Annotated in this window: 22 protein-coding genes; 11 read left to right on the top strand and 11 right to left on the bottom strand. The window is 65.4% G+C overall.

Features of this window, described 5'->3' with window-relative positions:
• Window positions 1-8: 8 nt before the first annotated feature.
• The 4 genes from sufC to CWS35_RS23220 form a co-directional block, all read right to left on the bottom strand.
• Window positions 9-764, bottom strand: coding sequence for a Fe-S cluster assembly ATPase SufC (gene sufC / locus CWS35_RS23235; protein WP_024578415.1), 756 nt, complete (start codon window positions 762-764; stop codon window positions 9-11).
• 16 nt (window positions 765-780) lie between these two features.
• Complete coding sequence (locus CWS35_RS23230; RefSeq protein ID WP_100953952.1) at window positions 781-993, bottom strand: hypothetical protein; 213 nt, start codon at window positions 991-993, stop codon at window positions 781-783.
• A gap of 5 nt (window positions 994-998) precedes the next feature.
• Complete coding sequence (gene sufB, locus CWS35_RS23225) at window positions 999-2,495, bottom strand: Fe-S cluster assembly protein SufB (RefSeq protein WP_024578417.1); 1,497 nt, start codon at window positions 2,493-2,495, stop codon at window positions 999-1,001.
• Between the two features lie 97 nt (window positions 2,496-2,592).
• Window positions 2,593-3,750, bottom strand: a complete 1,158-nt coding sequence (locus CWS35_RS23220) for a cysteine desulfurase family protein (RefSeq protein WP_100953950.1) — start codon at window positions 3,748-3,750, stop codon at window positions 2,593-2,595.
• A 414-nt stretch (window positions 3,751-4,164) separates the two neighbouring features.
• On the opposite strand from CWS35_RS23220, the gene CWS35_RS23215 reads away from it, so the two are divergent.
• Window positions 4,165-4,812 (top strand): alpha/beta hydrolase, encoded by a 648-nt coding sequence (locus CWS35_RS23215; RefSeq protein ID WP_016843213.1) that lies wholly within the window; start codon window positions 4,165-4,167, stop codon window positions 4,810-4,812.
• A 131-nt stretch (window positions 4,813-4,943) separates the two neighbouring features.
• Here the strand turns inward: CWS35_RS23215 and CWS35_RS23210 are convergent, their stop codons facing one another.
• From CWS35_RS23210 to CWS35_RS23200, 3 genes are all read right to left on the bottom strand, one after another.
• Window positions 4,944-5,273: a multidrug efflux SMR transporter gene (locus CWS35_RS23210; RefSeq protein ID WP_100953948.1), complete on the bottom strand. Its 330-nt coding sequence runs from the start codon at window positions 5,271-5,273 to the stop codon at window positions 4,944-4,946.
• Between the two features lie 3 nt (window positions 5,274-5,276).
• Window positions 5,277-5,954, bottom strand: coding sequence for a glutathione S-transferase family protein (locus CWS35_RS23205; protein ID WP_100953946.1), 678 nt, complete (start codon window positions 5,952-5,954; stop codon window positions 5,277-5,279).
• A gap of 82 nt (window positions 5,955-6,036) precedes the next feature.
• Window positions 6,037-7,140 carry an anhydro-N-acetylmuramic acid kinase gene (locus CWS35_RS23200; RefSeq protein ID WP_024578421.1) on the bottom strand — a complete coding sequence of 368 codons (1,104 nt, stop codon included), beginning with the start codon at window positions 7,138-7,140 and terminating at the stop codon, window positions 6,037-6,039.
• Between the two features lie 151 nt (window positions 7,141-7,291).
• Here CWS35_RS23200 and tyrS point away from each other — a divergent pair, with 151 nt between their 5' ends.
• On the top strand, window positions 7,292-8,545 hold the full coding sequence (gene tyrS / locus CWS35_RS23195) for a tyrosine--tRNA ligase (protein ID WP_100953944.1): 1,254 nt from the start codon (window positions 7,292-7,294) through the stop codon (window positions 8,543-8,545).
• 56 nt (window positions 8,546-8,601) lie between these two features.
• On the top strand, window positions 8,602-9,849 hold the full coding sequence (locus tag CWS35_RS23190) for an MFS transporter (RefSeq protein WP_100953942.1): 1,248 nt from the start codon (window positions 8,602-8,604) through the stop codon (window positions 9,847-9,849).
• An 87-nt stretch (window positions 9,850-9,936) separates the two neighbouring features.
• Here CWS35_RS23190 and CWS35_RS23185 read toward each other — a convergent pair whose 3' ends face one another.
• Window positions 9,937-13,632 (bottom strand): DUF3971 domain-containing protein, encoded by a 3,696-nt coding sequence (locus tag CWS35_RS23185; protein WP_024578424.1) that lies wholly within the window; start codon window positions 13,630-13,632, stop codon window positions 9,937-9,939.
• A 228-nt stretch (window positions 13,633-13,860) separates the two neighbouring features.
• Between CWS35_RS23185 and CWS35_RS23180 the strand changes: the two genes are divergently transcribed.
• The gene (locus CWS35_RS23180; RefSeq protein ID WP_100953939.1) at window positions 13,861-14,592 is read left to right on the top strand and encodes a peroxiredoxin; all 732 of its coding nucleotides are present in this window, start codon (window positions 13,861-13,863) and stop codon (window positions 14,590-14,592) included.
• Window positions 14,593-14,692: 100 nt separating this feature from the next.
• The gene (locus CWS35_RS23175) at window positions 14,693-16,051 is read left to right on the top strand and encodes a M23 family metallopeptidase (RefSeq protein ID WP_024578426.1); all 1,359 of its coding nucleotides are present in this window, start codon (window positions 14,693-14,695) and stop codon (window positions 16,049-16,051) included.
• A gap of 70 nt (window positions 16,052-16,121) precedes the next feature.
• Here the strand turns inward: CWS35_RS23175 and CWS35_RS39075 are convergent, their stop codons facing one another.
• Window positions 16,122-17,363 (bottom strand): DUF5666 domain-containing protein, encoded by a 1,242-nt coding sequence (locus tag CWS35_RS39075; RefSeq protein WP_157817211.1) that lies wholly within the window; start codon window positions 17,361-17,363, stop codon window positions 16,122-16,124.
• The gene (locus CWS35_RS23165) at window positions 17,360-18,235 is read right to left on the bottom strand and encodes a DUF6502 family protein (RefSeq protein WP_100953937.1); all 876 of its coding nucleotides are present in this window, start codon (window positions 18,233-18,235) and stop codon (window positions 17,360-17,362) included. The genes CWS35_RS39075 and CWS35_RS23165 overlap by 4 nt, the downstream gene beginning before the upstream one ends.
• Window positions 18,236-18,374: 139 nt before the next feature.
• On the opposite strand from CWS35_RS23165, the gene CWS35_RS23160 reads away from it, so the two are divergent.
• From CWS35_RS23160 to CWS35_RS23135, 6 genes are all read left to right on the top strand, one after another.
• A complete protein-coding gene (locus CWS35_RS23160) occupies window positions 18,375-18,809 on the top strand; it encodes a hypothetical protein (RefSeq protein WP_100953935.1) in 435 nt (144 codons plus the stop codon).
• A 206-nt stretch (window positions 18,810-19,015) separates the two neighbouring features.
• A complete protein-coding gene (locus CWS35_RS23155; RefSeq protein WP_024578430.1) occupies window positions 19,016-19,207 on the top strand; it encodes a hypothetical protein in 192 nt (63 codons plus the stop codon).
• 17 nt (window positions 19,208-19,224) lie between these two features.
• Window positions 19,225-21,165 (top strand): glycosyltransferase, encoded by a 1,941-nt coding sequence (locus tag CWS35_RS23150; protein ID WP_100956615.1) that lies wholly within the window; start codon window positions 19,225-19,227, stop codon window positions 21,163-21,165.
• 5 nt (window positions 21,166-21,170) lie between these two features.
• On the top strand, window positions 21,171-21,911 hold the full coding sequence (locus CWS35_RS23145; RefSeq protein ID WP_100953933.1) for an ABC transporter ATP-binding protein: 741 nt from the start codon (window positions 21,171-21,173) through the stop codon (window positions 21,909-21,911).
• Entirely contained in the window at window positions 21,908-23,335 is a 1,428-nt protein-coding gene (locus CWS35_RS23140; RefSeq protein WP_168226366.1) for a glycosyltransferase family 1 protein, read from the top strand. Before CWS35_RS23145 ends, CWS35_RS23140 begins: the two co-directional genes overlap by 4 nt.
• A gap of 6 nt (window positions 23,336-23,341) precedes the next feature.
• Window positions 23,342-24,640 carry an O-antigen ligase gene (locus tag CWS35_RS23135; protein ID WP_100953931.1) on the top strand — a complete coding sequence of 433 codons (1,299 nt, stop codon included), beginning with the start codon at window positions 23,342-23,344 and terminating at the stop codon, window positions 24,638-24,640.
• 167 nt (window positions 24,641-24,807) lie between these two features.
• Here CWS35_RS23135 and CWS35_RS23130 read toward each other — a convergent pair whose 3' ends face one another.
• Window positions 24,808-26,043 (bottom strand): ABC transporter substrate-binding protein, encoded by a 1,236-nt coding sequence (locus tag CWS35_RS23130; RefSeq protein ID WP_100953929.1) that lies wholly within the window; start codon window positions 26,041-26,043, stop codon window positions 24,808-24,810.
• Window positions 26,044-26,211 lie beyond the last annotated feature (168 nt).

The following is a 26,211-nucleotide window of genomic DNA, read 5'->3' as shown; positions in this document are numbered from 1 at the left end:
CGCCTTTGTCAGGCCGCGTCTTCGAACTGCGCGTAGCCGGACTCTTCCAGCTCCAGCGCCAGTTCCTTGCCGCCGCTCTTCACCACCCTGCCCTTCGACATCACGTGCACGACGTCGGGCACGATGTAGTTGAGCAACCGCTGGTAGTGGGTAATCACGACCATGGCGCGCTCCGGCGAGCGCAGCGCGTTGACGCCGTCGGCCGCGATCCGCAGCGCGTCGATGTCGAGGCCCGAATCCATTTCATCGAGGATGCAGACAGCCGGCTCGAACAGCGCCATCTGAAGAATCTCGTTGCGCTTCTTCTCGCCGCCGGAGAAGCCGACATTGACGCCGCGCTTCAGCATGTCCTGCGGAATGTTGAGCGACTTGGCCACTTCGCGGACCTTCTTCAGGAAGGCCGGCGACGACATCTCCTCCTCGCCGCGCGCCTTGCGCTGGGCGTTGAGCGCCGCATGCAAGAAATTCCAGGTGGTCACGCCCGGGATTTCGACCGGATACTGGAACGCCAGGAACACGCCCTTGGCGGCGCGCTCGTTCGGCGCCATCTCCAAGAGGTCCTCGCCCTTGAACAGGATCTGGCCGCCGGTGACTTCATAGCCCGGCTTGCCGGCGATCACATGAGAGAGCGTCGATTTGCCGGAGCCGTTCGGGCCCATGATCGCATGCACCTCGCCCGGGTTCACCGTGAGCGACAGCCCGTGCAGGATCTCACGCTCCTCGACACGAACCTGCAGATCTTTCACTTCAAGCAACGCAGTCATCTTCTTTCCTCATGGCCTAGCCCGACCGGATAACGATCATCAGAAAGAGCCAGACAAAAAATCCAAGTGCTCCAAATCCGGCGGCAGCCTTGCCGAATTCCATCACCTCAGGTGATCCCAGCAGTGCGCCCATCAAGGCAACGAACGCTGCTGTGATCGCGACGCACGCAGTGACAGCAAACGGCAAAATCTGAACGCCATCCAGGACATTCCTGACCGTTCGCCACATCTGCCCTACCCGACGCTGCCCTCCAGCGAGATCGAGATCAGCTTCTGCGCTTCCACCGCGAATTCCATCGGCAGTTGCTGCAGCACATCCTTCACGAAGCCGTTGACCACGAGGCCGACGGCTTCCTCCTGCGAGAGCCCGCGCTGGATGCAGTAGAACAACACGTCCTCGGAAATCTTCGACGTCGTCGCCTCGTGCTCGAACGTCGCAGAGGAATTCTTGGCCTCGACATAGGGCACGGTGTGCGCGCCGCACTTGTCGCCGATCAGTAGCGAATCGCAGGCGGTGTAGTTGCGTGCGCCCGTCGCCTTGCGGTGCGCGCTGACGAGGCCGCGATAGGTGTTCTGCGACTTGCCGGCGGCGATGCCCTTGGAGATGATCCGGCTCGACGTGTTCTTGCCGAGGTGGATCATCTTGGTGCCGCTATCGACCTGCTGGAAACCGTTCGAGATCGCGATCGAGTAGAACTCGCCGCTTGAATTGTCGCCGCGCAGGATGCAGCTCGGATACTTCCAGGTGATCGCCGAACCGGTCTCGACCTGGGTCCAGGAGATCTTGGAGTTCTTGCCGCGGCAGTCGCCACGCTTGGTGACGAAATTGTAGATGCCGCCCTTGCCTTCCGAATTGCCCGGATACCAGTTCTGCACCGTCGAGTACTTGATCTCGGCATCGTCGAGTGTGACGAGTTCGACCACGGCCGCGTGCAGCTGATTCTCGTCACGCTGCGGCGCGGTGCAGCCTTCGAGATAGGAGACGTAGGAGCCCTTGTCGGCGATGATCAGCGTGCGCTCGAACTGGCCGGTGTTGCGCTCGTTGATGCGGAAATAAGTCGACAGCTCCATCGGGCAGCGCACGCCCGGCGGCACGTAGACGAACGAGCCGTCCGAGAACACAGCCGAGTTCAGCGTCGCGAAGTAGTTGTCGGAGGTCGGAACCACGGTGCCGAGATATTTCTGCACCAGCTCGGGATGCTCGCGGATCGCCTCCGAGATCGGCATGAAGATCACACCGGCCGCCTTCAGCTCCTTCTGGAAGGTGGTCGCTACCGAGACCGAATCGAACACCGCGTCGACCGCGATCTTGCGGTTGGCTGACGGCGGCCCGCCGGGCGGCGGCTCGACGCCCTCGAGGATCGCGACCTCGCGCAGGGGAATGCCGAGCTTCTCGTAGGTCTTGAGGATTTCCGGGTCGATCTCGTCGATCGACGACAGCGTCTTCTTCGGCTTCGGCGCCGCGTAGTAATAGATGTCCTGGTAGTCGATCTTCGGATAGTCGACGCGCGCCCAGGTCGGCTCGGTCATGGTCAGCCAGCGGCGATACGCCTCCAGGCGCCATTCCAGCATCCAGGCCGGCTCGTTCTTCTTTGACGAGATGAAGCGAACGATGTCTTCCGACAGGCCCTTCGGGGCCTTCTCGGACTCGATCTGCGTCTCAAACCCATATCGATACTGGTCGACGTCGATGCGCCTGACGCGCTCGACCGTCTCTTGTACAGCAGGCATTCATATCCTCCGCTCGCGGTTTCAAGGACCGCGGTGGATCTCAGTTCCGAAAGTCTCTTACGATGCTTTGAACACGAAATCACTCGCTTAGAACAGTTCAAGCTGTGTTTCGTCGCTCTCCCTTAACTAGGCTATCAGCGAGCTTTCGCCAAGCCTTGAGGGTCAAATCCACGTCTGTCTCCGTGGTAGACCAGCCCAGACTGAGCCGCACCGCTCCTTGGGATACCTCAAAACGGTATCCCATTGCCTCCAATACATGCGATGGCTGCACCTTGCCGGACGAGCAGGCGGAACCGGAGGAGACCGCCACACCCCCGAGATCGAAGCCGATGACCGCCGTTTCGGCCTTCATCCCCGGTGCAGTGAACAGAACGGTATTTGGCAACCTCTTGACGTCGTCGGAGAAGATCAGCGCATCGGGCGTCTGGCGCAGCCCGTGCTCGAGCCGGTCACGCAACCCCCTGACGCGAGCGGCGTCGGCCTTCAGCGCCGCCATCGCCACCTTGGCGGCAGCGCCAAATCCGGCGATCCCCGGAACGTTCTCCGTCCCGGCCCGGCGCCCAAGCTCCTGCCCGCCGCCGCGCAAGGACGCCTCCAGCCCTTCAACGCCCTCGGCGAGCACCAGCGCGCCCACTCCCTTTGGTCCACCGATCTTGTGCGCCGACAACGTCACGAGGTCGGCCTTGGTTGAGGCGAGATCGAACGGGATCTTGCCCAACGCCTGAATCGCATCGACATGCAGCAGACCACCGGACGCATGGACGATCTCGGCAACGTCGGCCACCGGCTGAATCGCCCCGGTCTCGTTGTTGGCGAGCATCACCGAGACCAGCGTGGGCGGACCATCCGCGAGCAGCGTGCGCAGATGCTCGAGATCGATCACGCCGGAGCGCGTGACATTGATCGCGCCGGTCGCCTCGCGCGAAAACCGTCCGCCGGCCAGAACCGACGCATGCTCGATGGCGGACACCAAGAGCCGCTGCACCGGCGCACCTGCGCCGCGGTGCAACCCCGGCATCAACGCCAGCGCATTGGCTTCCGTCCCTCCGGAGAGAAAGACCACATCCTGCGATCGGCCACCGACCGCGTTGGCCACCGCATTGCGGGCATCTTCGACCAACCGCCGCGCCCGCCGTCCTTCGCTGTGCACCGAGGACGGGTTGCCGCTCAGTTCCCACGCCGCGGTCATCGCCGCCTTCGCCTCCGGGCGAAGCGGCGTCGTGGCATTCCAGTCGAGATAGACGCGATCGGCCATATCACTCGTCCGCCGCGACCACCATGGTCGCGGCCTTCCACTGCGACATAACGAGAGTTCAGCACCGAGGCCAGATCAGACGTCGGCCGGCCAGAGAGATTTTTCACGCCGCGGAGTTTCGACGTGTTGCCAGGCAAGACATCCGGTGCGTCCCAATCGCGATAGCAGTATGACAAACTGAAACTTCAGGTAGCCATCGGAACGCTTGAGCCCGCGCGCGTCACGTCAGGGATTCGCCCGTGCCAAGCCGCACAATTTCCTTGATTTTCGCCCCTTGCGTCATGCTAGAAGGCCCTCCAGCGCGCCGCCCGACGGTGCCTGCGCCGATTTTCATCCATGAGCTGCTCTGTTCGCGCACCGTCGCTGAAGATGGCTCCAACCGATTGATTGAGCGACGTCAATCGAGGGAACGCAATGCCTGAAGTCATTTTCACCGGCCCTGCTGGCCGTCTTGAGGGCCGCTATCATCCGGCCAAGCAAAAGAACGCGCCGATTGCGATGATCCTGCATCCGCATCCGCAGTTCCACGGCACGATGAACCACCAGATCGTCTACCAGTGCTACTACGCGTTCGCGCATCGCGGCTTCTCGGTGCTGCGCTTCAACTTCCGTGGCGTCGGCCGCAGCCAGGGCTCGTTCGATCACGGCACCGGCGAATTGTCCGATGCCGCCAGCGCGCTGGACTGGGCGCAAGCGATCAATCCCGAGGCGCGCGCCTGCTGGGTCGCGGGCTTCTCGTTCGGCGCCTGGATCGGCATGCAGCTCCTGATGCGCCGGCCCGAGGTCGAGGGCTTCATCTCGATCGCGCCGCCCGCCAACCTCTACGACTTCTCGTTCCTCGCGCCCTGCCCGTCGTCCGGCCTGATCGTGCATGGCGACAAGGACGCCGTGGTCCCGCCGAAGGACGTCAACACGCTGGTCGAGAAGCTGAAGACGCAGAAGGGCATCGTGATCGACCAGCAGGTCATCCCCGGCGCCAACCATTTCTTCGACGGCAAGCTCGAGCCGCTGATGGAGACGGTGACCGGCTATCTCGACATGCGCCTCGCCAACGTGCGGTGATGCTGTTGCGGCTTTTGTAGGATGGGTGGAGCGCAGCGATACCCATCATCGCGCACGCGGCACCAAGTTGATGGGTATCGCTGCGCTCCACCCATCCTACGAAGCAGGACTCACACTGAGCACCGACGACCTTACTCCGGTGCCATCTTCAGCGCTGCGATCCCGATCAGCACGAATGCGATCCCCGCCACCTTCATCGGGTTCAACGCCTCGTTGAACAAGAGCACGCCCATGGCGAGCGTGCCGGCCGCGCCGATCCCGGTCCACACCGTGTAGGCGACGCCGACACCGAGCACCTGCAACGCGCGCCCGAGCAGGAACACGAAGGCGGCGAGCAGCAGCAGCGAGACCAGCGTCCAGCCGAGCCGCGTATAGCCTTCGGCATATTTCATCGAGATCGCCCAGCCGACGTCGAGAAGACCGGCGACCACCAGCGCGATCCACGCAAGCGAATGCGACATGACCTACGCCGCAAGCTTCAACATATGCGCGCGGTGGCCGACCAGGAACGCGTGCAGCAGCGCGGGATAATCGGGTGAAACGGCGCTGCGCACGCTCGGCCGCTGCGCCAGCGCGCTGCGCCACGCGCGAAGTTTCGGAGCGTGGGTGAAGACCGCGAGGTCGGTCAGTTGGTCGAACAGATCGAAGTAGCGGAAGATTGGCGCGAACACCGCGTCCACCAGGCTGAAGCGCTCACCCGCGAAGAACGGACCGTTGCCAAGCGCCGTCTCGACGCGCGCGAACTTTGCCGCCACCGCCTGCCGCTTGCTGTCGAAGGTCGCAGCATCGGTTGCGGTCTCGAGCCCCCAGAGATCGCCGAGAATGGCCGAACCGAACTCCATCCAGGCGCGATGCTCGGCGCGAACGAGCGCGTCCTGCGGGTGCAGCCTGGTGCCGGCTTGCGTCTCCTCGATGTATTCGCAGATCACGTTGCTCTCGAACAACGCGACTTCCTTGCCGTCGTCACCGGTCACGACCAGCACCGGCACCTTGCCGAGCGGCGAGATCTTGAGGAACCAGTCCGGCTTGTTGGCGAGATCGATGTCGATCCGCTCGAACCGCACGCCCTTCTCACGCAGCGCGATGACCGCGCGTTGCACATAGGGACAGAGCTTGTGGCTGATCAACTTCAGGGCGGCCATGACGATCCTCGTGTTCAATGCAGCTGCATCGAGTTAAATGCAGCGGCATGGAACTGTCAAGATAGATGCATTTGCATCTAAGTCACGGTCGCGCGATGATGCCCCCGGTCATCGGGATCGGCACCCCCGTGGTGGCGGGATAACTGAGCGGCAAGCCCTTCATGCCGCGCGCGGCGAGGAAGCCGAAGGCCTGGGCCTCGATCGCGTCGGCGGCCCAGCCGAGCGCCTCGGCCGGCTCCACCAGCGCCGGCGCCAGGCGTTCGCGCAGCATCCGCAGCATCGTGAGGTTGGAGGCGCCGCCGCCGGAGACGATCCAACTCTTCGGCACCTTGGGCAGCAGCGGCACGACCCGGGCGATCGCAGCCGCGGTGAAGGCGGTCAGGGTCGCGGCACCGTCCGCCGGCGCCACCGCGCCGAGCTTGAGGCTGGCGAAATCATTGCGGTCGAGCGATTTCGGCGGCGGAACCGAGAAGAACGGCAGCTTGAGTGCCTGCGCAATCCAGGCCTCATCCGGTTTGCCCTGCGCGGCGAACCGCCCGCCGGTATCGAACGGCAGATGCATCTCGCGGTACATGAAGTCGTCGAGCAGCGCGTTGCCCGGCCCGGTGTCGCAGGCGATCAACGTGTCCGAGCCGTCGACATAGGTGATGTTGGAAACACCGCCGATATTGACCACAACAATCGGCCCGTCGCGGTTCAGCGATTGCGCCAGCGCGCGATGATAGACCGGCACGAAGGGCGCGCCCTGCCCGCCGGCCTCGACGTCAGCGGCGCGGAAATCATGCATCACCGGAATGTGGATCGCCTTGGCGAGCGCCTGCGCGTCGCCGATCTGCACCGTCAGCCTGCGCTCGGGACGGTGCAGCACGGTCTGGCCATGGAACCCGACGATATCGATATCCTGGGCGGAGATCCGGTTCTGCGCCGCAAAATTGGCGACCGCCTCGGCATGGGCAATCGTCACGGCCTGCTCCGCCTGGCGCAGTATCCCCGGCCGGGCGTCGCGCTGCGACAAATGCACCGCTTCCGTCAGCGCCTGACGCAGCAGGCTGCGCTCGCCGTCGGTATAGGGCCGATAGCCCGACGGTCCGAACGCCTTGATCTGGCGGCCGTCGGTCTCGATCAGTGCGACGTCGACCCCGTCGAGCGAGGTCCCGCTCATCAGACCGAGTGCCGTTAACATCATCGTGGAAGCGTCCCGGCCGGGAACCCCCGGCTTGTCTCAAACAAGTACATCCTATAATGCCACTGCGCGTCCGCCTGCGGCAGCCTCAGCGTCAAGGTTCCGCAAATAGATGCAAAAACCGTAAAACAAGAATGAGCTGGCTGGCCGACAAATGACTGCATTTAAATCGGATTTCCTGAACACTCTACAGGAACGCGGCTTCGTCCACCAGTGCTCCGATTTCGAGGGCCTCGACGCGCTTGCCGCGAAGGGCGAGGCCACGGCCTATGTCGGCTACGACTGCACCGCGCCGTCGCTGCACATCGGCAACTTCCTCACCATGATGATGCTGTACTGGCTACAGCAGAGCGGCAACAAGCCGATCACGCTGATGGGCGGCGGCACCACGATGGTGGGCGACCCCTCCGGCAAGGACGAGACGCGCGCGATGCGCACGGTCGCCGAGATCGAAGCCAACAAGGCCTCGATCCGTGGCGTGTTCGCCAAGGTGCTGCGCTACGGCGACGGCAAGTCCGACGCCATCATGCTCGACAATGCCGAGTGGCTGACGAAATTGAACTGGATCGAGATGCTGCGCGACATCGGCAGGCATTTCTCGGTCAACCGCATGCTGACCATGGACTCGGTGCGGCTCCGACTCGAGCGCGAGCAGGAGATGAGCTTCATCGAGTTCAACTACATGGTCTGCCAGGCCTACGACTTCGTCGAGCTGTCGCGCCGTGCCGGTTGCCGGCTTCAGATGGGCGGCTCCGACCAGTGGGGCAACATCGTCAACGGCGTCGATCTCGGCCGCCGCATGGGCGCGCCGCAATTGTTCGCGCTGACGACGCCGCTGCTCACCACCGCTTCCGGCGACAAGATGGGCAAGACCGCGAAGGGCGCGGTGTGGCTCAACGCCGACCAGTTCTCGCCGTACGACTTCTGGCAGTACTGGCGCAATGTCGAGGACGCCGACGTCATCAAATTCCTCAAGCTGTTCACGATCCTGCCGATCGGCGAGATCAGCAAGCTTGCGGCGCTCGGCGGCAGCGAGATCAACGAGGCCAAGAAGGTGCTGGCCACCGAGGCAACCGCCCTGCTCCACAGCCGCGCTGCCGCGAACGAGGCGGCCGAAACCGCGCGCCGCACCTTCGAGGAAGGTGCACTCGCCGAAACCTTGCCGACGGTTGAAATTCCGCGCGGCGAGTTTGAGGCCGGCGTCGGCGTGCTGGCAGCGTTCGTCAAGGCCGAGCTCGTCGCCTCGAACGGCGAAGCGCGCCGGCAGATCAAGGGCGGCGGCCTTCGCGTCAACGATGCCGCCGTCACCGACGAGAAGATGGTGCTGACGGCGGCCAACCTCACGCCGGAAGGCGTGGTGAAGCTGTCGCTCGGCAAGAAGCGGCACGTCCTGCTGAAGCCTGCATAGGCGCATTCGCATTTGTCGGTTGTGGGGCGCGCCGAAAGCGCGCTCCCATCTTTCCGATGGACCAGACCACGCCTCCGAACGACACGCTAGCAGCACCTGCGAAGCAGTCACGCGTCGCGCTGAACGTGCTCGCGCTGTGCTTCGTGCTGTCGGTGCTCGGGCGCGGCCTCAGCGATAGCTTCACGGTGTTCCTGAAACCGATCTCGGAAAATTTCGGCTGGGACCGTGCCTCCGTCGTGTCGGTCTATTCGCTGACCTGGCTCGCCAGCGGCCTGACCGCGCCGCTGGTCGGACGGCTGTTCGACCGCTCCGGTCCGCGCGTGGTCTATGCGCTGGGCCTGTCGCTGCTCGGCTGCGCCTTCCTGGTCGCCTCGCACGCGCAACAGCTCTGGCAATTCCAGCTCAGCGTCGGGCTCTGCGTCGGCTTCGGCACCGCGCTGATCGGCAACGTCTCGAATTCGATCCTGCTCGGCCGCTGGTTCGGGCCGCGGCTGCCGACCGCGATGGCGGTGATGTATTCGGCAACCGGCGCCGGCCTGCTGCTGCTGCTGCCGCTGTCGCAGGTGCTGATCGACCGGATCGGCTGGCGCGAGGCCTATCAGGTGTTCGGCATCGGCGCGTTCTGCCTGCTCGTCCCGCTCGTCTTCCTGCCGTGGCGGCTGCTCGCCGGCGGCTTGCCGCATATCGTGAAGAAAGCCGAGAGCAATCTCGCCGATGAAGGCTGGACCCTGCTGAGCGCGATGCGCCATCACGCCTTCTGGGCGCTGTTCTCGACTTTCTTCTTCACCGCGATCGCGATGTATGCGCTGACCGCGCAGATCGTCGCCTATCTCATCGATGTCGGCTTCCCGCCGTTGCAGGCCGCCACCGCCTGGGGCTTCTCGGGCGTCGCGCTGTTCGTCGGCATGCTCGGCGTCTCTACGCTCGACGGCATCATCGGCCGCAGGCCGAGCGTGCTGTTCAGCTACGGCGTCTCGATCCTCGGCATCATCCTGCTCTGGCTGCTGCAATGGTATCCGAACTACTGGCTGCTGACCGGCTTCATCGTCTGCTTCGGCAGCATGATCGGCTCGCGCGGCCCGCTGATCACAGCGACCGCGCTGAAGATCTTCCGCGGCGAGCGTGTCGGTACCATCTACGGCACCATCATGATCGGCAGCGGCCTCGGATCGGGCCTCGGCTCATGGGGCGGCGGCCTGATCCACGACTGGACCCACAGCTACAATCCGCTGATCGTGTTTGCGCTCGTCAACGTCGTGCTGGGCCTGATCCCGTTCCTCGTGGTGCCGGCGCTGCGGCGGTGACGCCGCTTTCAGGAGGTCCGCGACGGGCTGTGAACGGTTCTGCGTTCGAACTCGTCGAAGTGAACGCTCTTCCCGCCAATCAATGCCCTAATTGTTGTTCGTCGTCGGCAGGTCGTTCGGGCCGTATTGCTTGAACTCGAAGATCTTACGCGTCAGGCCGGGCGCCAGCGCCGAGATCGGGTTGACGCGCAGCACCGGCGCGCTCGGCGTTCCCACCACTTCATAGGTCACGCCGATCAGGCCTTCATTGCTGCCGGCGCCGAGGAAAATCCCGAAGAACGGGATCTGGCCGAACATGTTGTTCAAGCCGTACATCGGAATGAAGGTGCCGTTCATCCGCACCTGATTGCCGACATAGTCGATGCTGCCCTCGATGGTCGCGCCGATGCTCGGTCCCTTGACCACGCCGTTACGGATCGAGAGCTGGCCGCTCTGGCGGGTGAACTCGGCGCGCAGCGCATCGAACCCGATGCCGTTCTGGGTGCTGACCGGCCCGCCGGCGACGGCGCGGTCGAGCTGGGTTTCGCCCTTCACCGAGAAGCCGGTGATGTTGATCAGGCCTTCCCTCGGGCTCGGCTCGGGGATCGGCGGCTCCATCGCCAGCGTGAGCTGGCCGCCGATCACCTTCGAATAGGTGTCGATGAAGCGCAGGAACGCGCCGGCGTCGCTGGTCTGCAGATAGATCACCTCGCGGCCCTGCTGCCGTCCGCGCATGTCGACCGTAACAGGCGTGTCGCGGCCGACCTTGCCGCTCAGCGTGAACGCCTTGAAGAACCCGTTGCGGCGCGAGATCTTGGCATCGACGCCGCGCAGCGCCTCGCCGTTGAACCCGGCCACCGCGCCGAGCTTCAGATCGACGTCGAAATCGGTTGTCTTGGCCTTGCTCTTGGGATCGCTGTCGCGGCCGGAGATCGCCGATTTCAGGAAGCCGCGGCCATCGAACACGTCGCCGCGCATCGTCACCTTGATCACGCCGTCAGGACCACGATCGGCGCGCAGCGAGGTCTTGTCACCTTCCGAGGGCGCATAGGTCGGGAAGTTCGCATTCATGAGGTCGCCGTTCTGGTCGACCTCGAGCGCGCCCTTGATCGAAACGCCGTTGCCTTCGATCGAGATGTCCTCGAACCGCGTCGATTGCCCTTTCGGCACCACGTTGAAGGTCGCCTTGCCGGCCCTGCCCGACGCCTTGACCCAACCGGGCAGGACATTGTCGAGCTTGAGCTGGGTCAGGTCGGCCTCGACGCCCATCTTGGTGGCGGGATTGTCGCCGCTGCCGATCTTGCCGCTCAGCTTGACCGGGATCGCGCCGGAGACGGCGGAACCGAGATCGAGCCCGAGACGGGCGCGGCCCGCATCATCGAGCGTCGCCTGAAGCTTGACGTCGGCATCGCCCTCGGCCGGCTTGCGGTAGTCGAGCGAAGCCGCCTGTCCGTTGATCTTGACGTCGCCCTTGACCTGGAAGCCGGCATTGCTGGCGATCACCTTCAGCGTATTGGCCTCGAGCTTCTGGTTCATCACCAGCTTGTCGACTGCGACACCGGTGATGTCGGCATTGACGGAATATTGCGTGTCGGCCTTGGTCAGCTCGCCCTTCACCGGCATGCCGAGATTGATCGTCGCCGTGACGTTGCCCTTGCTGGCGTTGGGATCGATCGGCGGACCGGAGAGATCGCTGAGCCGGTCGGAGGCGAGGATTTCGGCAGCCGCGGGCACCGGACAGTCGACCCGGAACTTGACCTTCGAGGGCGACGGCTTCGGCGCCATGTCCGGCACCTCGAAGGTGAAATCCGAGATCGTGATCTTGCGGCCCGCCGGCGTGTCGGCGATGCCCTGGTTGATGGTCACGGTCGCAGTGCGGCCGGTCACCCTGGCCTTCAGGTCGGCATCATGCACCGCAGGCATCTGATCGACCGGGCGCACCGTGACGCCGGACGCGACGATGTTGACCGAGAGGCCGTCATCCGGGATCGGCGGCCCCTTGCGGGACAGATTATGCACCGGCGAATTGACGCCGACGTCGATGCGCTGGAGCGTGCCGCGGTCGATCCGCTCGAGCACCCATTCGCGCACCTCCGGCACGATGATGATCGGCCACATCCGCTTCAGCGCGGAGGCCGACATCGGCGTGCCGGCGAAGCCGAGCTGCAACCGCGGCTCGCCGGAATAGTCGATGCTGCCGGTGCCGGCGACGCCGATCTCGCCATTGGAGATGTCGGCCTGGGTCAGCAGCACGCGCTTCTTGTCGGTGTCGAAGCGGAAGCCGATGTTGATGCGGTTGAAGATCAGCGGCGCCTCGTTCTTGTCGCCGCCGGCCAGCACGATGGTGCCGCCCGACAGCCCGGCCTGCCAATCGGTGACGTTGTCGTTCGGCGGCTCGAGGTGGCCGAGCAGCGTGATGCGGTTGGCGCCCGAGACGATCTTGATCGGCGCCAGCAGCACGCGGCGGCCGGAATCCCATTCGAGGCCCATCTCGGCGGAATCGACCGGCATCGGATAGTCGGGCGTATCGGTGTCGATGATGTTGCCGGCGCCGACATTGATCTTGCCGCGGAAATAGGTCGGCAGGCCGTCGCGTCCGAGTTCGCCCTTCAGCTCGCCTGATAGCGGCAGGTCCGCAGTGTAGGTCAGGTCCTTGGTTCGCAGCGCCAGCAGGATGTTCCTGGTCGAGACCTTGTCGGCCTTGATGTCGACCGAGCGCACGCCGTTGGCCTGCGGCCCGACCAGCACCCGCACCGACCACGGCTTTGCGCCCTCCTCGCCGAAGCTGAGCGCAACGCCGCCGCCGCTCGGGCGGCGCAGGCTCAGGCTGATATTCTCAAAACTCCATTTGTTGCCGCGCTGCTGGTCGTCGACGACGAGATTGCCGTTCTTCAAGCCGATCTCGTTGAGGTTCTGGCCGTCGAGCCCGGTCATGCTCAGGCTGTCGAGCCAATCGAGACCGGCGAGCAGTCCGTTCTGGGCGGTGTCGGGTGCGGCGGCCTGAGATTGTTCGGGAGCAACGGGCGGCGACGGCGCGGCAGGCGCTGGGCGCGGGAATGTCGGCGGCATGCCGGCCTCGCGCTTGGAGGCAACGCCGGTCGCGAGCGGTTTGGCGGTATCGCCGGCGGAGACGGTCACATAGCCGTCCGGCGTGATCCGCACCGACAGTTCAGCATCAACCAGGTTGAGGCTCTCCGCCCGCAGCTGTCCCATCAGCAGCGCGGTGCCCGACAACCGCACCTCGGCCTTCGGCGCACTCGCCACGATCGCATGGTCGCGGTCGCGAACGATGATGTCTCGGATCCGGACCGCGACCCTGACGCGGCCGGCGCGCTCGATCTGCGTTCCGCCGACCTCGACGGTGTTGCCGTGGCCGATGTTTTCCTCGATCGCGGCGGCAAGCCACGGCGTCGCCAGATCGAGATTGATCGGGCCGGCGCCGAGCCGCCACCACAGCGCGCCGAAGCAGGTCGCGAACAGCACGACCAGCACCACGAGAACCAGTCCGATACGACGGAGCCAGCGCTCGCCGTTCAGCCAGCGCTGCATGCCAGAGCAGAAATCGGTGAACCGATGCAGGTTGGTGTTGGAACGCGACAGCAATTGCCGCGCACGGGTGCCCGCAGCCTCATCCTGCTCGTCCCACGCGGCGTCGCCTTCCCATTGCGAGAAGTCAGACCCGGCGCGCGGATTTGGACCCTGCGGCGACGTGTTCCTTGCCATTGCCTCTCGGTGCTGACGGCGAAGCTGATCGCCGCCATCAGGACGCCCGTCGATCAGTATCGAGCGCTCCTGTGCCGGCATCGCCGCCTATCCTCGTCTAGTCTTGTTACTTGCCGATGGACCCCAGAACGGACCAAACAACCTAATCGAAAGCCAAGTCAGCAAGTGGACGGGTAACGGGTCGAATTCCTTGTCACCATACTCCGAGGCCATCAAACTTGCCCAGCGACCGACCCGAATCCGGCCACCACGGATGAGACCCGCAATACCGCAATGATTGAGCGTCGGAAAGCGACGAAAGGAAGGCGTATGTCCAAGAAAACGCGCAAGAAATCCTCCAACACAACCGGAAAGCGGGTCGCAACGAAGGTTGCGCGCGCCGCAAGCGCAAGCACTGGGAAGTCCGCGACGAAAACCCGCACAACGGTTGCGAAGAAGCCGGCCAAAAAGACTGCAAAGGCCAAGAAGACCGCAAACGCGAAGCCCGCAGCAGGTGCTCTAGCAAAAGCCTCGCACAAGGCGGCATCGAAACCGTTAAAGCCGAAGCCGGCGGCGACCGTGACCAAGCCGTCGGCCGTCACGCTTGCCGAGGGCGCTCCGGCGCCGGCTTTCGACCTGCCGCGCGATGGCGGCGGCAGCGTTTCCCTCAGGGATTACGCGGGCAAGAAGCTGGTGCTGTTCTTCTATCCTCGCGCCGACACCCCCGGCTGCACCAGGGAGGCGATCGACTTCACCCGGCTCAAGGGCGAGTTCGCAGCAGCGGGCGCCGAGGTGGTCGGCATTTCGGCCGATACGGTTAAGGCGCAGGAGTCATTTCGAAACAAACACCAGCTATCGGTGCCGCTGGCCTCGGACGGTGCCCATCAGATGCTCGAGGCGTACGGTGCCTGGGGCGAAAAATCCATGTATGGCAGGACCTTCATGGGAATTATTCGCACCACGGTTCTGGTCGATTCCAGTGGAAAAGTCGCCCGCATCTGGCGCCACGTAAAGGTCGACGGGCACGCCGAGGCGGTATTGGAGGCCGCCCGGGCGCTCTGATGGGAGGGGTTCCGTTTCCTGAAAATTAACCATGGCGGGCTCAAATCGGCCCCGCAAATTAGCCGTACGGAGCTTGGTCCGACCGGCCGCGGGAGTACCGATGTCGAGCCGGTCCGGTCATCACCAGGAATACCACAGACACCATCATCCGCAGGACCATGGCCGGGCGCCGGCACGTCGTCCGGTGGCCCACCATGCGGCACCGGCCGCGGCGGCATCCGGCGAAGGCTACACGATTGTTCATGCCGGCAAACAGGTCCGGTTCGGGCCGGTCGTGTTCTGGATCGCGGTCGGCACCGTCGTTCTGCTCGGCATGTGGTCGGCGGCGACCGCGACCTATTTCGCTTTCCGCGACGACGTGCTGACGCGCCTGATCGCGCGCCAGGCCGAGATGCAATACGCCTACGAGGACCGCATCTCCGAGCTGCGCGCCAAGGTCGACCGCACCACCAGCCGCCAGTTGCTCGACCAGGAGCAGTTCGACCAGAAGCTGGACCAGATCATGAAGCGGCAGTCGACGCTGGAATCGCGCGCCACCGCGCTCGGCGCGATGCCCGACGCCACCTCAACCGGATCGATCAAGCCGCAGGGCCGCGCCGAGGCGGCGCCGTCCTCCGGTACACCAAAGCCCTCCCCGATCAGCGACACCGTGATCTTCGTCGCGCCGCCGGACCGCGAGGCGCGGCTGGAATCGCGCGCACCGCTGATCGCCAAGACGCAGCCGAACCAGTTCGCGAAAGCCCAGGGCGTCGACAACGTGCTGGTCCGTCTACAGACCTCGCTTGATCAGGTCGAGCGCCGCCAGGTCGCGGCGCTCTCCTCGGTTGAGGACGGCATCGAATCACGGGTGCGCCGGATGCGCGGCGTGATAAGCGATCTCGGCCTCAACATGTCACAGCTCGAAGCCGCGACGCCGCGCTCCGGCATGGGCGGTCCGTTCGTTCCGGTGAAGCTCGCGCCCGACGCCGGTCCGTTCGAGCGCCAGCTCTACCGCATCAATATCAATCGCGCGCAGATGCAGCGACTGAACCAGACACTGGCGCTGGTGCCCTACCGCAAGCCGGTCGTCGGAGAGGTCGAATTCACCAGCGGCTTCGGCGTCCGCACCGATCCGTTCCTCGGGCGGCCGGCGATGCACACCGGGCTCGACTTCCGCGCCGCGCAAGGCGATCCGGTGCGCGTCACCGCCAACGGCAAGGTGGTGTCGGCGGGCTGGGCAGGCGGCTACGGCCGCATGGTCGAGGTCGACCATGGCAACGGGCTGTCGACCCGCTACGGCCATCTCTCCGAGATCGGCGTCAAGGTCGGCGAGTACGTCAAGATCGGCCAGGTGATCGGCGCCGTCGGTTCGACCGGCCGCTCCACCGGCCCACATCTGCATTACGAGACCCGCATCGACGGCGAAGCCGTCGATCCGCAGCGCTTCCTCCGCGCCGGCATCCGCCTCAGCTCAGGCTAGCTCCATCCTCAGCCACTCGATCTGACGCCGGCGCAAGCAGCTTTGCTTGCGCCGATTTGATTTGCGGCACTCAGCGTCGTCCGCCGCCGCCCATGCCGCCGGGCGGCCCGCCACCAAAGCCGCCGCCTGGCCCGAGCGGACCGCCACCGCCGCCACCGAACGGACCACCGCCGGCTCCACCAAAGCCACCGCCGCCAAGGTCCGGACCGGTCGATCCGCCGCCGGCCGGATTTGGCCCGGGACCGCCGCCCGGCGTCAAACCGCCGGACTGACCGGGCGCACCGCCGGGACCTCCACCAGGACCGCCTCCACCGGGAGCCCCCCGTCCGCCCGGTCCATGTCCGCCTCCCGGCGCGGATCCGCCGCCTGAGCCGCGACCGGGCGTGCCGGGGCTGCGCACCGACGAGCCCGGGAACTTGCCGACCGACTGCACCGATTCGACGCGCAACTCGCGCGGCCCCGAGAGCTGGGCATTGACGACGACGCGGGTGTCGGCCGCCGGCGAGAAACGCGAGTGGTCGCGCGCGACAAAGCCGGAGCCGAGTTGCAGATCATTGCCGACCCGCCGCACATAGGCTTCGATCAACAGCCGCTTCGCGCCGGTGAGATCGGAGAAGTCGTCGGCGCGGCTGCGCGAGACCTGCATCACGCCCTGCGCAACATGGCCCTCGGCCTGCACGCGCTGTCCGACCAGCGCCGCGTCGACGCCGGCGAGCTTGAGCTCGCCGATCCGCAACGTTCCGGCACGGTCGCGCTCCAGCGGTCCGGCGACGCGCATCGCCGCGTCATGACGCTCCTGCACCAGGCTGGCGACGACCACGCCGTCGTTGCGGCGCAGTCCGAACACGGCGACCTGCGCGCCGGGCTTCAGCCAGCTCTCGTGGCCATTCCAGGCGACCTTCTGGCCGAGCACGGTGAGTTCGCCCGGTTTCGCGTGCTCGATTGGACCGGTGACTTCGCTGGTCACGTCGATCCGCTTGGTCGACAGCGTGCCGCCGGCACCGCGCTCCGCCACCACCCGCGCAAGTTGGCCGATTCGCAGCGCCTTCGCGCTCGCCGCCTCGCCGTCGATCCGGACCGGCACGTCGGCCGCATAGGCGACGCGCTCGCCATTGACATAGATCGAGCCGAATTTCTGGATCACGCCGACGATGCCGGTGCCCCCGATCCCCTGGTCGGAGCCGGTGATCCCGGTGCCGCCGATGCCCTGATCGTTGCCGCGCTTCCTGACCTGGGCGCCGGCCAGCGACGTTCCGGCGAGCCAAAATGCCGCGAGCAGCGCGCGGCGCGAGATCACGGGCGGCCGCTTCACGACGCACCGCCTTCGTCTGCATCGTCATCGACCGGGCCGTCGGGGCCCTCGCGATAGATGTAGATGCCGAAATTCCAGCGATAGTCGCCGCCCTTGTCCTTGGCCAGGGCGCGGTTGGCCTCGCGGTTGGCGACCTTCAGCGCCTCCATCGCGAGCTCGCGCGAGCGGCCCTCGAGCCGCTTCGCCAGCTTGGCCGACAGTCCGTCGTAATGCACCGCGCGCTCCAGGAAGCGCGGCGCCGCCGAGGATACGTTCATCTCGGCGGCCGCGACATGGTCGTGCAGGTTGCGGCCGAGATAGTGCCATTTGCGATCGTCGTCGCCATGCGGCACGAACGCCTCCTCGACCAGCACGATCTCGTCGTCGTCATTGATGGTGACGAGCTTGCGGTCGAGCCATTCGTCCAGCACCGCGCGCGGCCGCACGTCCTTGGTGATCGATTCGACCAGCGTCTCGAACGACGGTGCGCCGCCGTCAGCGGTGCGCGGCAGCGCCAGCGGATCGCCCTTGGCATCGGTGAATTCGGGCGCGGCCAGCCAACGTGCGATGATCGCGCTGGTGCGCGACAGCGTCGCCGGCACCACGTTGACCGGCGCGCCCGCGCCGCGCAGCCGTGCCACCTCCTTGCGATGGATGCCGGTCAACAGGCTGACGCGGCTGTCGGTCTGCTCCTTGCCCTCGAGCGCGAAGTCGTGCTCGGCAACGTTGACATAGAGCTCGCGCAACAACTGGGTCAGCGCCGGGAACGTCATGCCGCCACGGATGCAAAGCCGCACCAACGGGCGCAGCATGCGCGCCAGCGGCGCCTGCAACTTCGCTGCGGCGATCGGCGCGGGCGCTGCCGGCTTCGACTTCGGGGCCTTGGCATTCATGCCCAAGTTTTAGCCGTCCGCCGCGTGGGACACAATCCCACCCCTCTTGACGTGTGACTTTTTCCCACCTATGGCAAACAAATCGCCGCTAGGTCGGTTCCCGATCGTCGCGGCGAGATGCACCGGGCGTGGATAGCCGATGACCTCGAACCGATTCGACGTTGCGTTCGCCAACGCTTGCCGCACCGCCCAGGTCCCCTACGCGGATTTCGTGTCGACAGTGATGGCGGGCGCCTATCCGTGCCTGCCCGGCACCACGCCCGGTTCGCCGCGCCGCTTCGACGAGACCGACCTGGTCGCGCTCTACATCTACGGCCGCCTGCTCGCGTTCGGTTTCGATGCACTGCGCGCCGGCGAATATGCCTGCCGCGCCCATGGCGGCCTCGTCGCCGAGCCGCGGGCGAGGTCGATCTCGATCGCTCTGACGCCGGACGGTGGCAAGCGCGTCGTCATCGAGCAGGACACCCAGCGCCTGACCGCGACGATGCTTGCCGAGAAGATCCAGTTCGACATCCCGGCGATCCGGCTGCTGCTGCAACGAACGGCCGAATCCGACACGACCGTTTCCGTCTGACACCGCTGCATTTCCGGTCGGGCGCTCCGCCGCTGCGGGCGCGCGACCGTGCCTGCGCAACTGCCGCGCAGCAACAAGCTCCCTTCCGTTCGAAAAAAGTTATCCACTGCCATACGTGGGACATAATCCCACATTTTAGTCCGACGCCATTGACGTGTGAAATTTTCCCACGTATCCAGAATTCGTTCAGCAGGGAATCCGACGCAATGTCCGTTCGTTCGGCCCGCGAATCCGGTCGGTTCGCCACCACACTCCGTTTCACGCCGCAGGCACCGTTCTGCTTCACGCCGCAGGCGCCTTGCGGCCCGATCGAACCAGTGCTTCCGGCGCTGCTGCGCTCGCTGGTGTTCTTCGCCGCGCTGGCGCTGCCGTTCGTCGTCGCCCTGTACGCCGCATGATCTGGATCGAGCCGCCCATGATGGTCGTCAACGAGCCGGACCGGCGTCCGTCGGTGCTGCACATCTTCAAGGTCTACTATCCCGATCTGTTCGGCGGCACGTTGACCGTGATCCGCGACATCTGCGCCGGACTGAAAGACACCTTCTCTGCCGCCGTGCTGGTGTGTTCGCGCTCCGGCGGCGAGCGGCAGATCGTGGTCAATGACGTCGCGGTCGAGCGCGTGCGCTCGTTTGGCGACGTGCTGTCGCTGCCGGCGGCGCCGACCTATCCATGGCGGCTGTGGCGGCGCATCGCCGACCACGATCTGCTGGCGCTGCACGCGCCGTTCCCGCTCGCCGACCTGGTGTTCGCGCTCGGGCTCGGCGGCACCCGTCCGCTGGTCGTGCACTGGCACGCCGATATCGTCTCGCACGCCGCCTTGCGCTTCCTGGTCGAGCCGTTGATGCGGCGAACCCTGCGGCGCGCGTCTGCGATCATCGTCTCCGATCCGGTTCTGATCGAAGCCACGCCGCTGTTGCAGGAATTCGCCGACAAATGCCACGCCGTTTCGTTCGGCGTCGATGTCGCGAAATACGACCGGCCGGCCACGCAGACCGACGACATCAACACGCGGGGCCGCCTGGTGCTCGCCTGCGGCCGGCTGGTGCCCTACAAGGGCTTCGACGTGCTGGTGCGATCGGCCCATGCGCGCAATTTCGAGGTCTGGATCGTCGGCGAGGGCCGCGAGCGCGACAATCTCGAACGGCTGATCCGCGACTACGGTTTGCAGGACCGTGTCCGCCTGCTCGGCTCGGTGTCCGAGAGCGAGCGCGTCAAGCTGCTGCGCATCGCCGACGTCTTCGTGATGCCGTCGGTGACCAACGCGGAGACCTTCGGGCTGGCGCAGCTCGAGGCGATGGCCGCGAGCCGTCCGATCGTCAACACCGCGCTCGACACCGGGGTTCCCCATGTCGCCCGCGACGGCCTCGAGGCCATCACGGTGCCGCCCGGCGACGCCACCGCGCTCGCCGACGCCATCGAGACGCTGATCAACGATCCCGAACGGCGCCGCCGCATGGGTCAGGCCGCGCGCCATCGCGCCATCACCAAATACTCGAACACAGCCTTCAAGGAGGGAGTTGAGACAGTGTACCGCAAGGTCGTGACCGAAGAGGCCGCCGCGAAGGGTGCGGGCTCACCAGCCCCAGGCCCGCGCTCCCAAACGGCCGGCTTCGTCGGCGCGATCCAGATCGCGGCCGCACTGGCCTGGTCCGACGTGCGTCATCGTTACGTCCGCTCCCTCCTTGGCCCCTTCTGGATGTCGATCCAGATGGCGATCATGGTGGCCGTGCTCGGCTCGGTGATCGGCCATCTCTCCAATGCGAGCGCGGTGGCGCGGCTACCGATGCTGGCGGCGAGCCTGACCGCCTGGACCTTCCTCAACAGCGTCGTGCTCGACGCCACCACCGCGTTGCAGGGCTCGGCCAGCCTGATCAAGGACCGCGCGCTGCCGCCGGTGATCTTCCTGCTGCAATGTACCTTCCGGCAGGCGCTGTTCGCGGCCCACAACGCCGTCGTACCGCTGATCCTGTGGCTCGCACTGACGCCGAGGGATCTCGGCGGCGCCATCGTCGCCCTGCCCGGCCTCGTCCTGTTCGTCGCGTGCACGATGGCCTTGAGCCTCGTGCTCGGCGCGCTGGCGACGCGTTACCGCGACATCAAGCCGATCATCGAGTCGTCGCTGACGCTGGCATTCCTGGCCTCGCCGATCATCTGGACACCCGAGATGATCGATCGCGGCTCCACCGTGATGCGGCTCAATCCGCTGACCCATCTGTTCGCGATCTGGCGCGACCCGCTGGCCTCAGGCCACGTCGCGATGACCAGCTTGGCTTATGTGCTGGCCTGCCTCGCCGCGCTCACGGTCGCCGCGACGGTCACCATCGCCCATCTGCGCAAAGCGGCATTCTGGATCTAGCACACATGGCAAGCATCCATCTCCGCGACGTCTGCCTCGACTATCCGCTGTACGGCGCCTACGACTTTTCGCTGAAGCGCCGCCTGCTCGGGCGCCTGTTCCGCCAGGCCAGCGAGATGCGCAGCATCCGCGCGGTCGACAACATCTCGATCGAGGCGAAGGCCGGCGCGCGCATCGGCCTCGCCGGCCCGAACGGCTCCGGCAAATCGACCTTGCTGCGGCTGATCGCCGGCGTATTCCCGGCGACCAGCGGCAAGGTCGAGATATCGGGCAATATCGTGCCGTTGCTCGGCCTCGGCGCCGGCGTCAATCTCGATTTCGTCGCCGCCGACAACATCAACCTGCTGCTGCGGATCTCGGGACGCAAGCCGACGCCGGCGATCCTGGAGGAGATCTGGGCCTTCACCGAGCTGGAGGAGCGCATGCAGCGGTTACCGCTGCGGATGTTCTCCTCGGGCATGCTGATGCGCGTGCTGTTCGCGACCGCGACGGCGTTTCCCGCCGACATCCTGCTGCTCGACGAATGGCTCAGCGTGGTCGACGAGAATTTCTCGGCCAAGGCCGAGCGGCGGCTGCGCAAGATGGTCGAGAGCGCCGCGGTCGTGATCATCGCCTCGCACGATCACGCGCTGCTGCGCCGGACCTGCACCAGCATCATCAATCTCGATCACGGCCGCATCGCCAGCATGGTTGCGCTGGATCCGCCCGTCCCGCATCACCTCGAGCTCAGAGAAATCAGCGCATGACAAAGATCCTGGTCGTCAGCGAGGCGCTCGGCGAACCCAACCACAAGCGCGGCATCTTCCATTTCACGCGGGAATTGATCCGCTCGCTGGCCGGCGACGGTCACGAACTGACGCTGCTGGTCGAGACCACGCGCCGCTATCGCAAGCTACGCCGCCGCCAGCAACGCACCCGCCTGCTGCCCGACGGTTCGCGGCTGATCGAGTTGCTCGCGCTCTATCGTTTCCTCGACGAGGCCGACATGAACGCGCCCGTCATGCGCAGCAGCGGCGGGCTGCGCCGCACCATCGACTGGTTCCGCGGCAAGCTCCGCGCGGCCACCTCGCTGGAATTCGCCGTCAGCTTCCTGCGCGCGCTGCATGTGCTGCCGGCCAGCGTCAGCCTGATCGAGAACCACGCCGACGGCCTCGAATACGTCCCGACCGACCTGCGGCATCTCAGGCTGTTCGGCGACTTCCTGCTGGAGCCCGGCTTCTACAGCTATCAGGACACGTCGGCGCTGCTGCGGCTGCCGCCGCCGCGGATCGACGCGCGCGGCTACGACGTCATTCTGGTCGACACGCCGACGCGGGTCGCGATCCAGCGCAAGCACGGCGCCAAGGTGATCTGCGTCGTGCACGATCTGCTGCCGCTGACCGATCTCAAGCTCAGCGACGTCGCGACGCGGCTGTTCCTGTCGCGCCTGTTCACCAGCCTGCATCAGGCCGACGAGCTCGCCTTCGTCTCGAACTACAGTCTGGGTCGCTTCCGCGCCCTGCTTCCGCAATTCGCGCATCTGCCGGCACGGGTGGTCTATCCCCGCACCCGGTTCGAGGCGTCGGCGCCGCCGCTGGCGGCAGGAGCCGGCAGCGGGCGCCCCTATTTCGTCGTGATCGTCTCGGCCGAGCCGCGCAAGAACCTCGCTGCGGTGATCCGCGCCTTTCGCAAGCTGCCGCAGGCCGACCTGGTCGTGATCGGCTACACCGGCGACCCGCGCCTGACGCGCAATGCACCGCCCAACGTCCGCTTCTCCGGCTATGTCGAGGAGCATGAGAAGGCCGCGCTGATCGCCGAAGCCCACGGCCTGATCATGCCGAGCCTCGCCGAAGGCTTCGGCGTGCCGATCATCGAGGCGCTGGCGGCCAACACGCCGGTGCTGTGCTCGGACATTGCCGTATTCCGCGAGGTCGCGGGCGAGCTTGCCGACTATTTCGACCCGTTCTCGATCGAGGAGATCTGCGCTTCGGTCACCCGCGTGCTGGCGCAACAGCAGCAATGGCGCGACCGCATCCGCGAGCGCCGGACCGATCTCGCCGAGCGTTTCGGCCACCACACCCAGGCGCGCGATCTGCTGTCCCACCGGGTCGTCGCGGAAGGCGCTGCCCCCGCGCCGGCACTGTCGGTCCCGGTGGCGGCGTTCAACGGCGCCACCGCGCACGGCATGTGAACGATCATGAGCAGCGAATCCGAGGCGATTGGCTCCACCGTCGCACCGGCGATGTGGCGCGATCGCGTCCGTGCCTGGTCCGCTTCAGCCGCCTATGCCCGCGCGACCGACATCCTGATCATAGCGGCCGCGGCTTCCCTGCCGTGGTCGACGACGGCGCTCGCGGTGTTCATGTTGCTCTGGCTGGTCGCCGTGATCCCGACCATCGACTGGGAGCAGTTCGTGCTCGACCTCGCGCGGCCGGCCGTTGGCTTGCCGATTGCGCTCGTCGCGCTCGCGCTGGTCGGGGTCGCCTGGTCGGCGGCGGATTGGGCCGAACGGCTGCACGGCATCAAGCCGCTCAGCAAGCTGCTGTTGCTGCCGTTCCTGCTCGGCTACTTCCAGCGCTCGCAGCGCGGGATCTGGGTGTTCACCGCGTTCCTGGTCTCGTGCACGCTGGTGATGATCCTGTCCTGGATCGTGCTCGCGCTGCCGCAGCTCAGGTTCGCGCACACGGTATCCGCCGGCGTGCCGGTGAAGAACTACGTCGACCAGAGCCAGGAGTTCGCGCTGTGCGCTTTCGCGCTGGCGCTGCCGGCGTTGACGGCGCTGCGGGCCAAGCAATGGCGCATCGCGGCCGGCGCGCTCGCGCTCATCCTGCTGTTCGTCGCCAACATGTTCTACGTCGTCTCGGCGCGGACCGCGCTGGTCTACATGCCGGTGCTGCTGATCCTGTTCGCCGCGCTGCATTTGTCGCGGCGCGCCACCCGGCTGCTGTTCGCCGGAGTTGCGGTCGCGAGCCTCGTGGTCTGGACCACCTCGCCCTATCTCCGCCAACGCATCGCCGACGTCGGCATCGAGTATCGCGCGCACGACACTTCGGGTATCGCCTCCACGGCGCAGCGCCTGACCTATTGGCGGAAGTCGATGAAGTTCATCGCCACGGCGCCCTTGTTCGGGCACGGCACCGGCTCGATCAAGCACATGTTCACGGTGGATGCGGTCGGGCAGAGCGGCCTGCAGGCCGAAGTGATCAACAACCCGCACAACCAGACCCTCAACGTCGCGATCCAGTGGGGACTGATCGGCGTGCTGCTGCTCTGTGCCATGTGGTACAGCCACGTTAGCCTGTTCGCCGGCCGCGATCTCGTGACCTGGATCGGGCTCGCAACCGTCGCGCAGAACATCACGAGTTCGCTGTTGAACTCGCACCTGTCCGATTTCCACGAGGGCTGGATGTATGTGATCGGCGTCGGCGTCGCCGGCGGCATGGCGCTGCGCGCTCGCCGGACGGAGAGGATACTGTCTCCGCCTCACTCGGATTGAAGCGGACTAGACAATACGGAGTTTCGTTCAACGTCATTCCGGGGCTCGCGAAGCGAGAGCCCGGAATCCATTCCGCCACTCGTTCTGGAGCCCGATGGATTCCGGGCTCAGCCCTTCGGGCTGCCCCGGAATGACGAGCAGAACTGGTCGCCAGGGGCGGCAACGCCCTACCGCGCCGCCTCATGCCCGACCTCACCCGTGATGACGTCGCCGAACAGCTCCCAGGCCTCGCCGTTGAACCGCATCAGCTGCATCTGTTCGATCGGGAAATAGTCGTCCGGCGAGGTGTTGACCATGATGCCGGGCAGCATCAGGTCGGAGTGGAAGTTCTTCAAATTTGCGGCCTGCTTCATCACGTTTTCGCGCGTGAGAATGTCGCCGCATTGCTTCAGCACCTGCACCATGGCCTCCGCCTGCACATAGCCATAGAGGTTGTTGGCATTGGCCTTGTCGCCGTCGGGATAATATTTGTCCATGAAGGCGCGCCAGCTTTGCACGGCCGGGTCCTTGTCCCAGGTCGGATCGGTCGGGTCCTTCAGATAGGCCGTCGAGATGATGCCCTTGGAATAGTCGAGCCCGGCCGGCTTCAGCACCGAAGCCACCGAGGTCGCGGTGTTGGCGAGGAAGAACTTCGGCTTCCAGCCGAGCTCGCCGACCTTGCGGATCGCCTGGGCCGATCCCTTCGGTGCGGCCCATGAGAAGAAGATATCGGCACCCGAATCGTGCAGCGCGACGATCTGCGAATCGATCGAGGGATCGGAGACCTCGTAGGACTTGTCGGCGACGATCATGCCGACCTTGTCGCCGAGCCCGTCCTTCAAGCCCTTGAACTGATCCTTGCCGGCGTCATCATTCTGCCAAAACACCGCGATCTTGCTGGTTGGGAATTTGTCGCGAATATATTTCGCATAGATCCGTCCCTCGCTCTGGTAGTTGGGCTGAAACCCCATGGTCCAGGGAAAGTTCTTCGGATCGCCGAATTTGGTGCCACCGGACGCAACGAACAATTGCGGCACCTTCTTGGCATTCATGTATTTCATGATTGCCGAGTTGGATGGCGTGCCGAGCGGCTGGAAGATCAGGAGCACCTCGTCGCTCTCGACCAGCTTACGCGCCTGCTCGATCGCCTTCGGCGGCGAATAGGCATCGTCATAGCTGATGAAGTTGATCTTGCGGCCGTTGATGCCGCCCTGCTCGTTGATCATCTTGAAGAACGCGGCCTCGGTCTTGCCGATCACGCCGTAGGACGACGCCGGGCCGCTGTACGGCATGATGTTGCCGATCTTGATTTCGCCATCGGTGGCGCCGGGATCGTATTTCTTCTGCGCATACGCCGAGGTCGCGATCAATGCGGCACTTGCGAACGCCGCGATGGCGCCAATATATCCAGAACGAACCGGCATCGTTTTTCTCCCGATTTTTGTCGTTGGTTTTGGCGACAAGTCTCGCAAGAGACGCATATGCTGGCAAGCGCCGGGTTTTTTCGTTGGGCGAAACGGCATTGTTGCCTGGCGCTATTTATGATTGAAGGTCGATCTGGGGATCACGAGTCGAGGCGTTCTGATTGCGTA

This window comes from Bradyrhizobium sp. SK17, from assembly GCF_002831585.1.
Classification (GTDB): Bacteria; Pseudomonadota; Alphaproteobacteria; order Rhizobiales; family Xanthobacteraceae; genus Bradyrhizobium.
The sequence above is the reverse complement of the archived record's forward strand: the minus strand, read 5'-3'. Positions and strand labels throughout refer to the sequence as shown.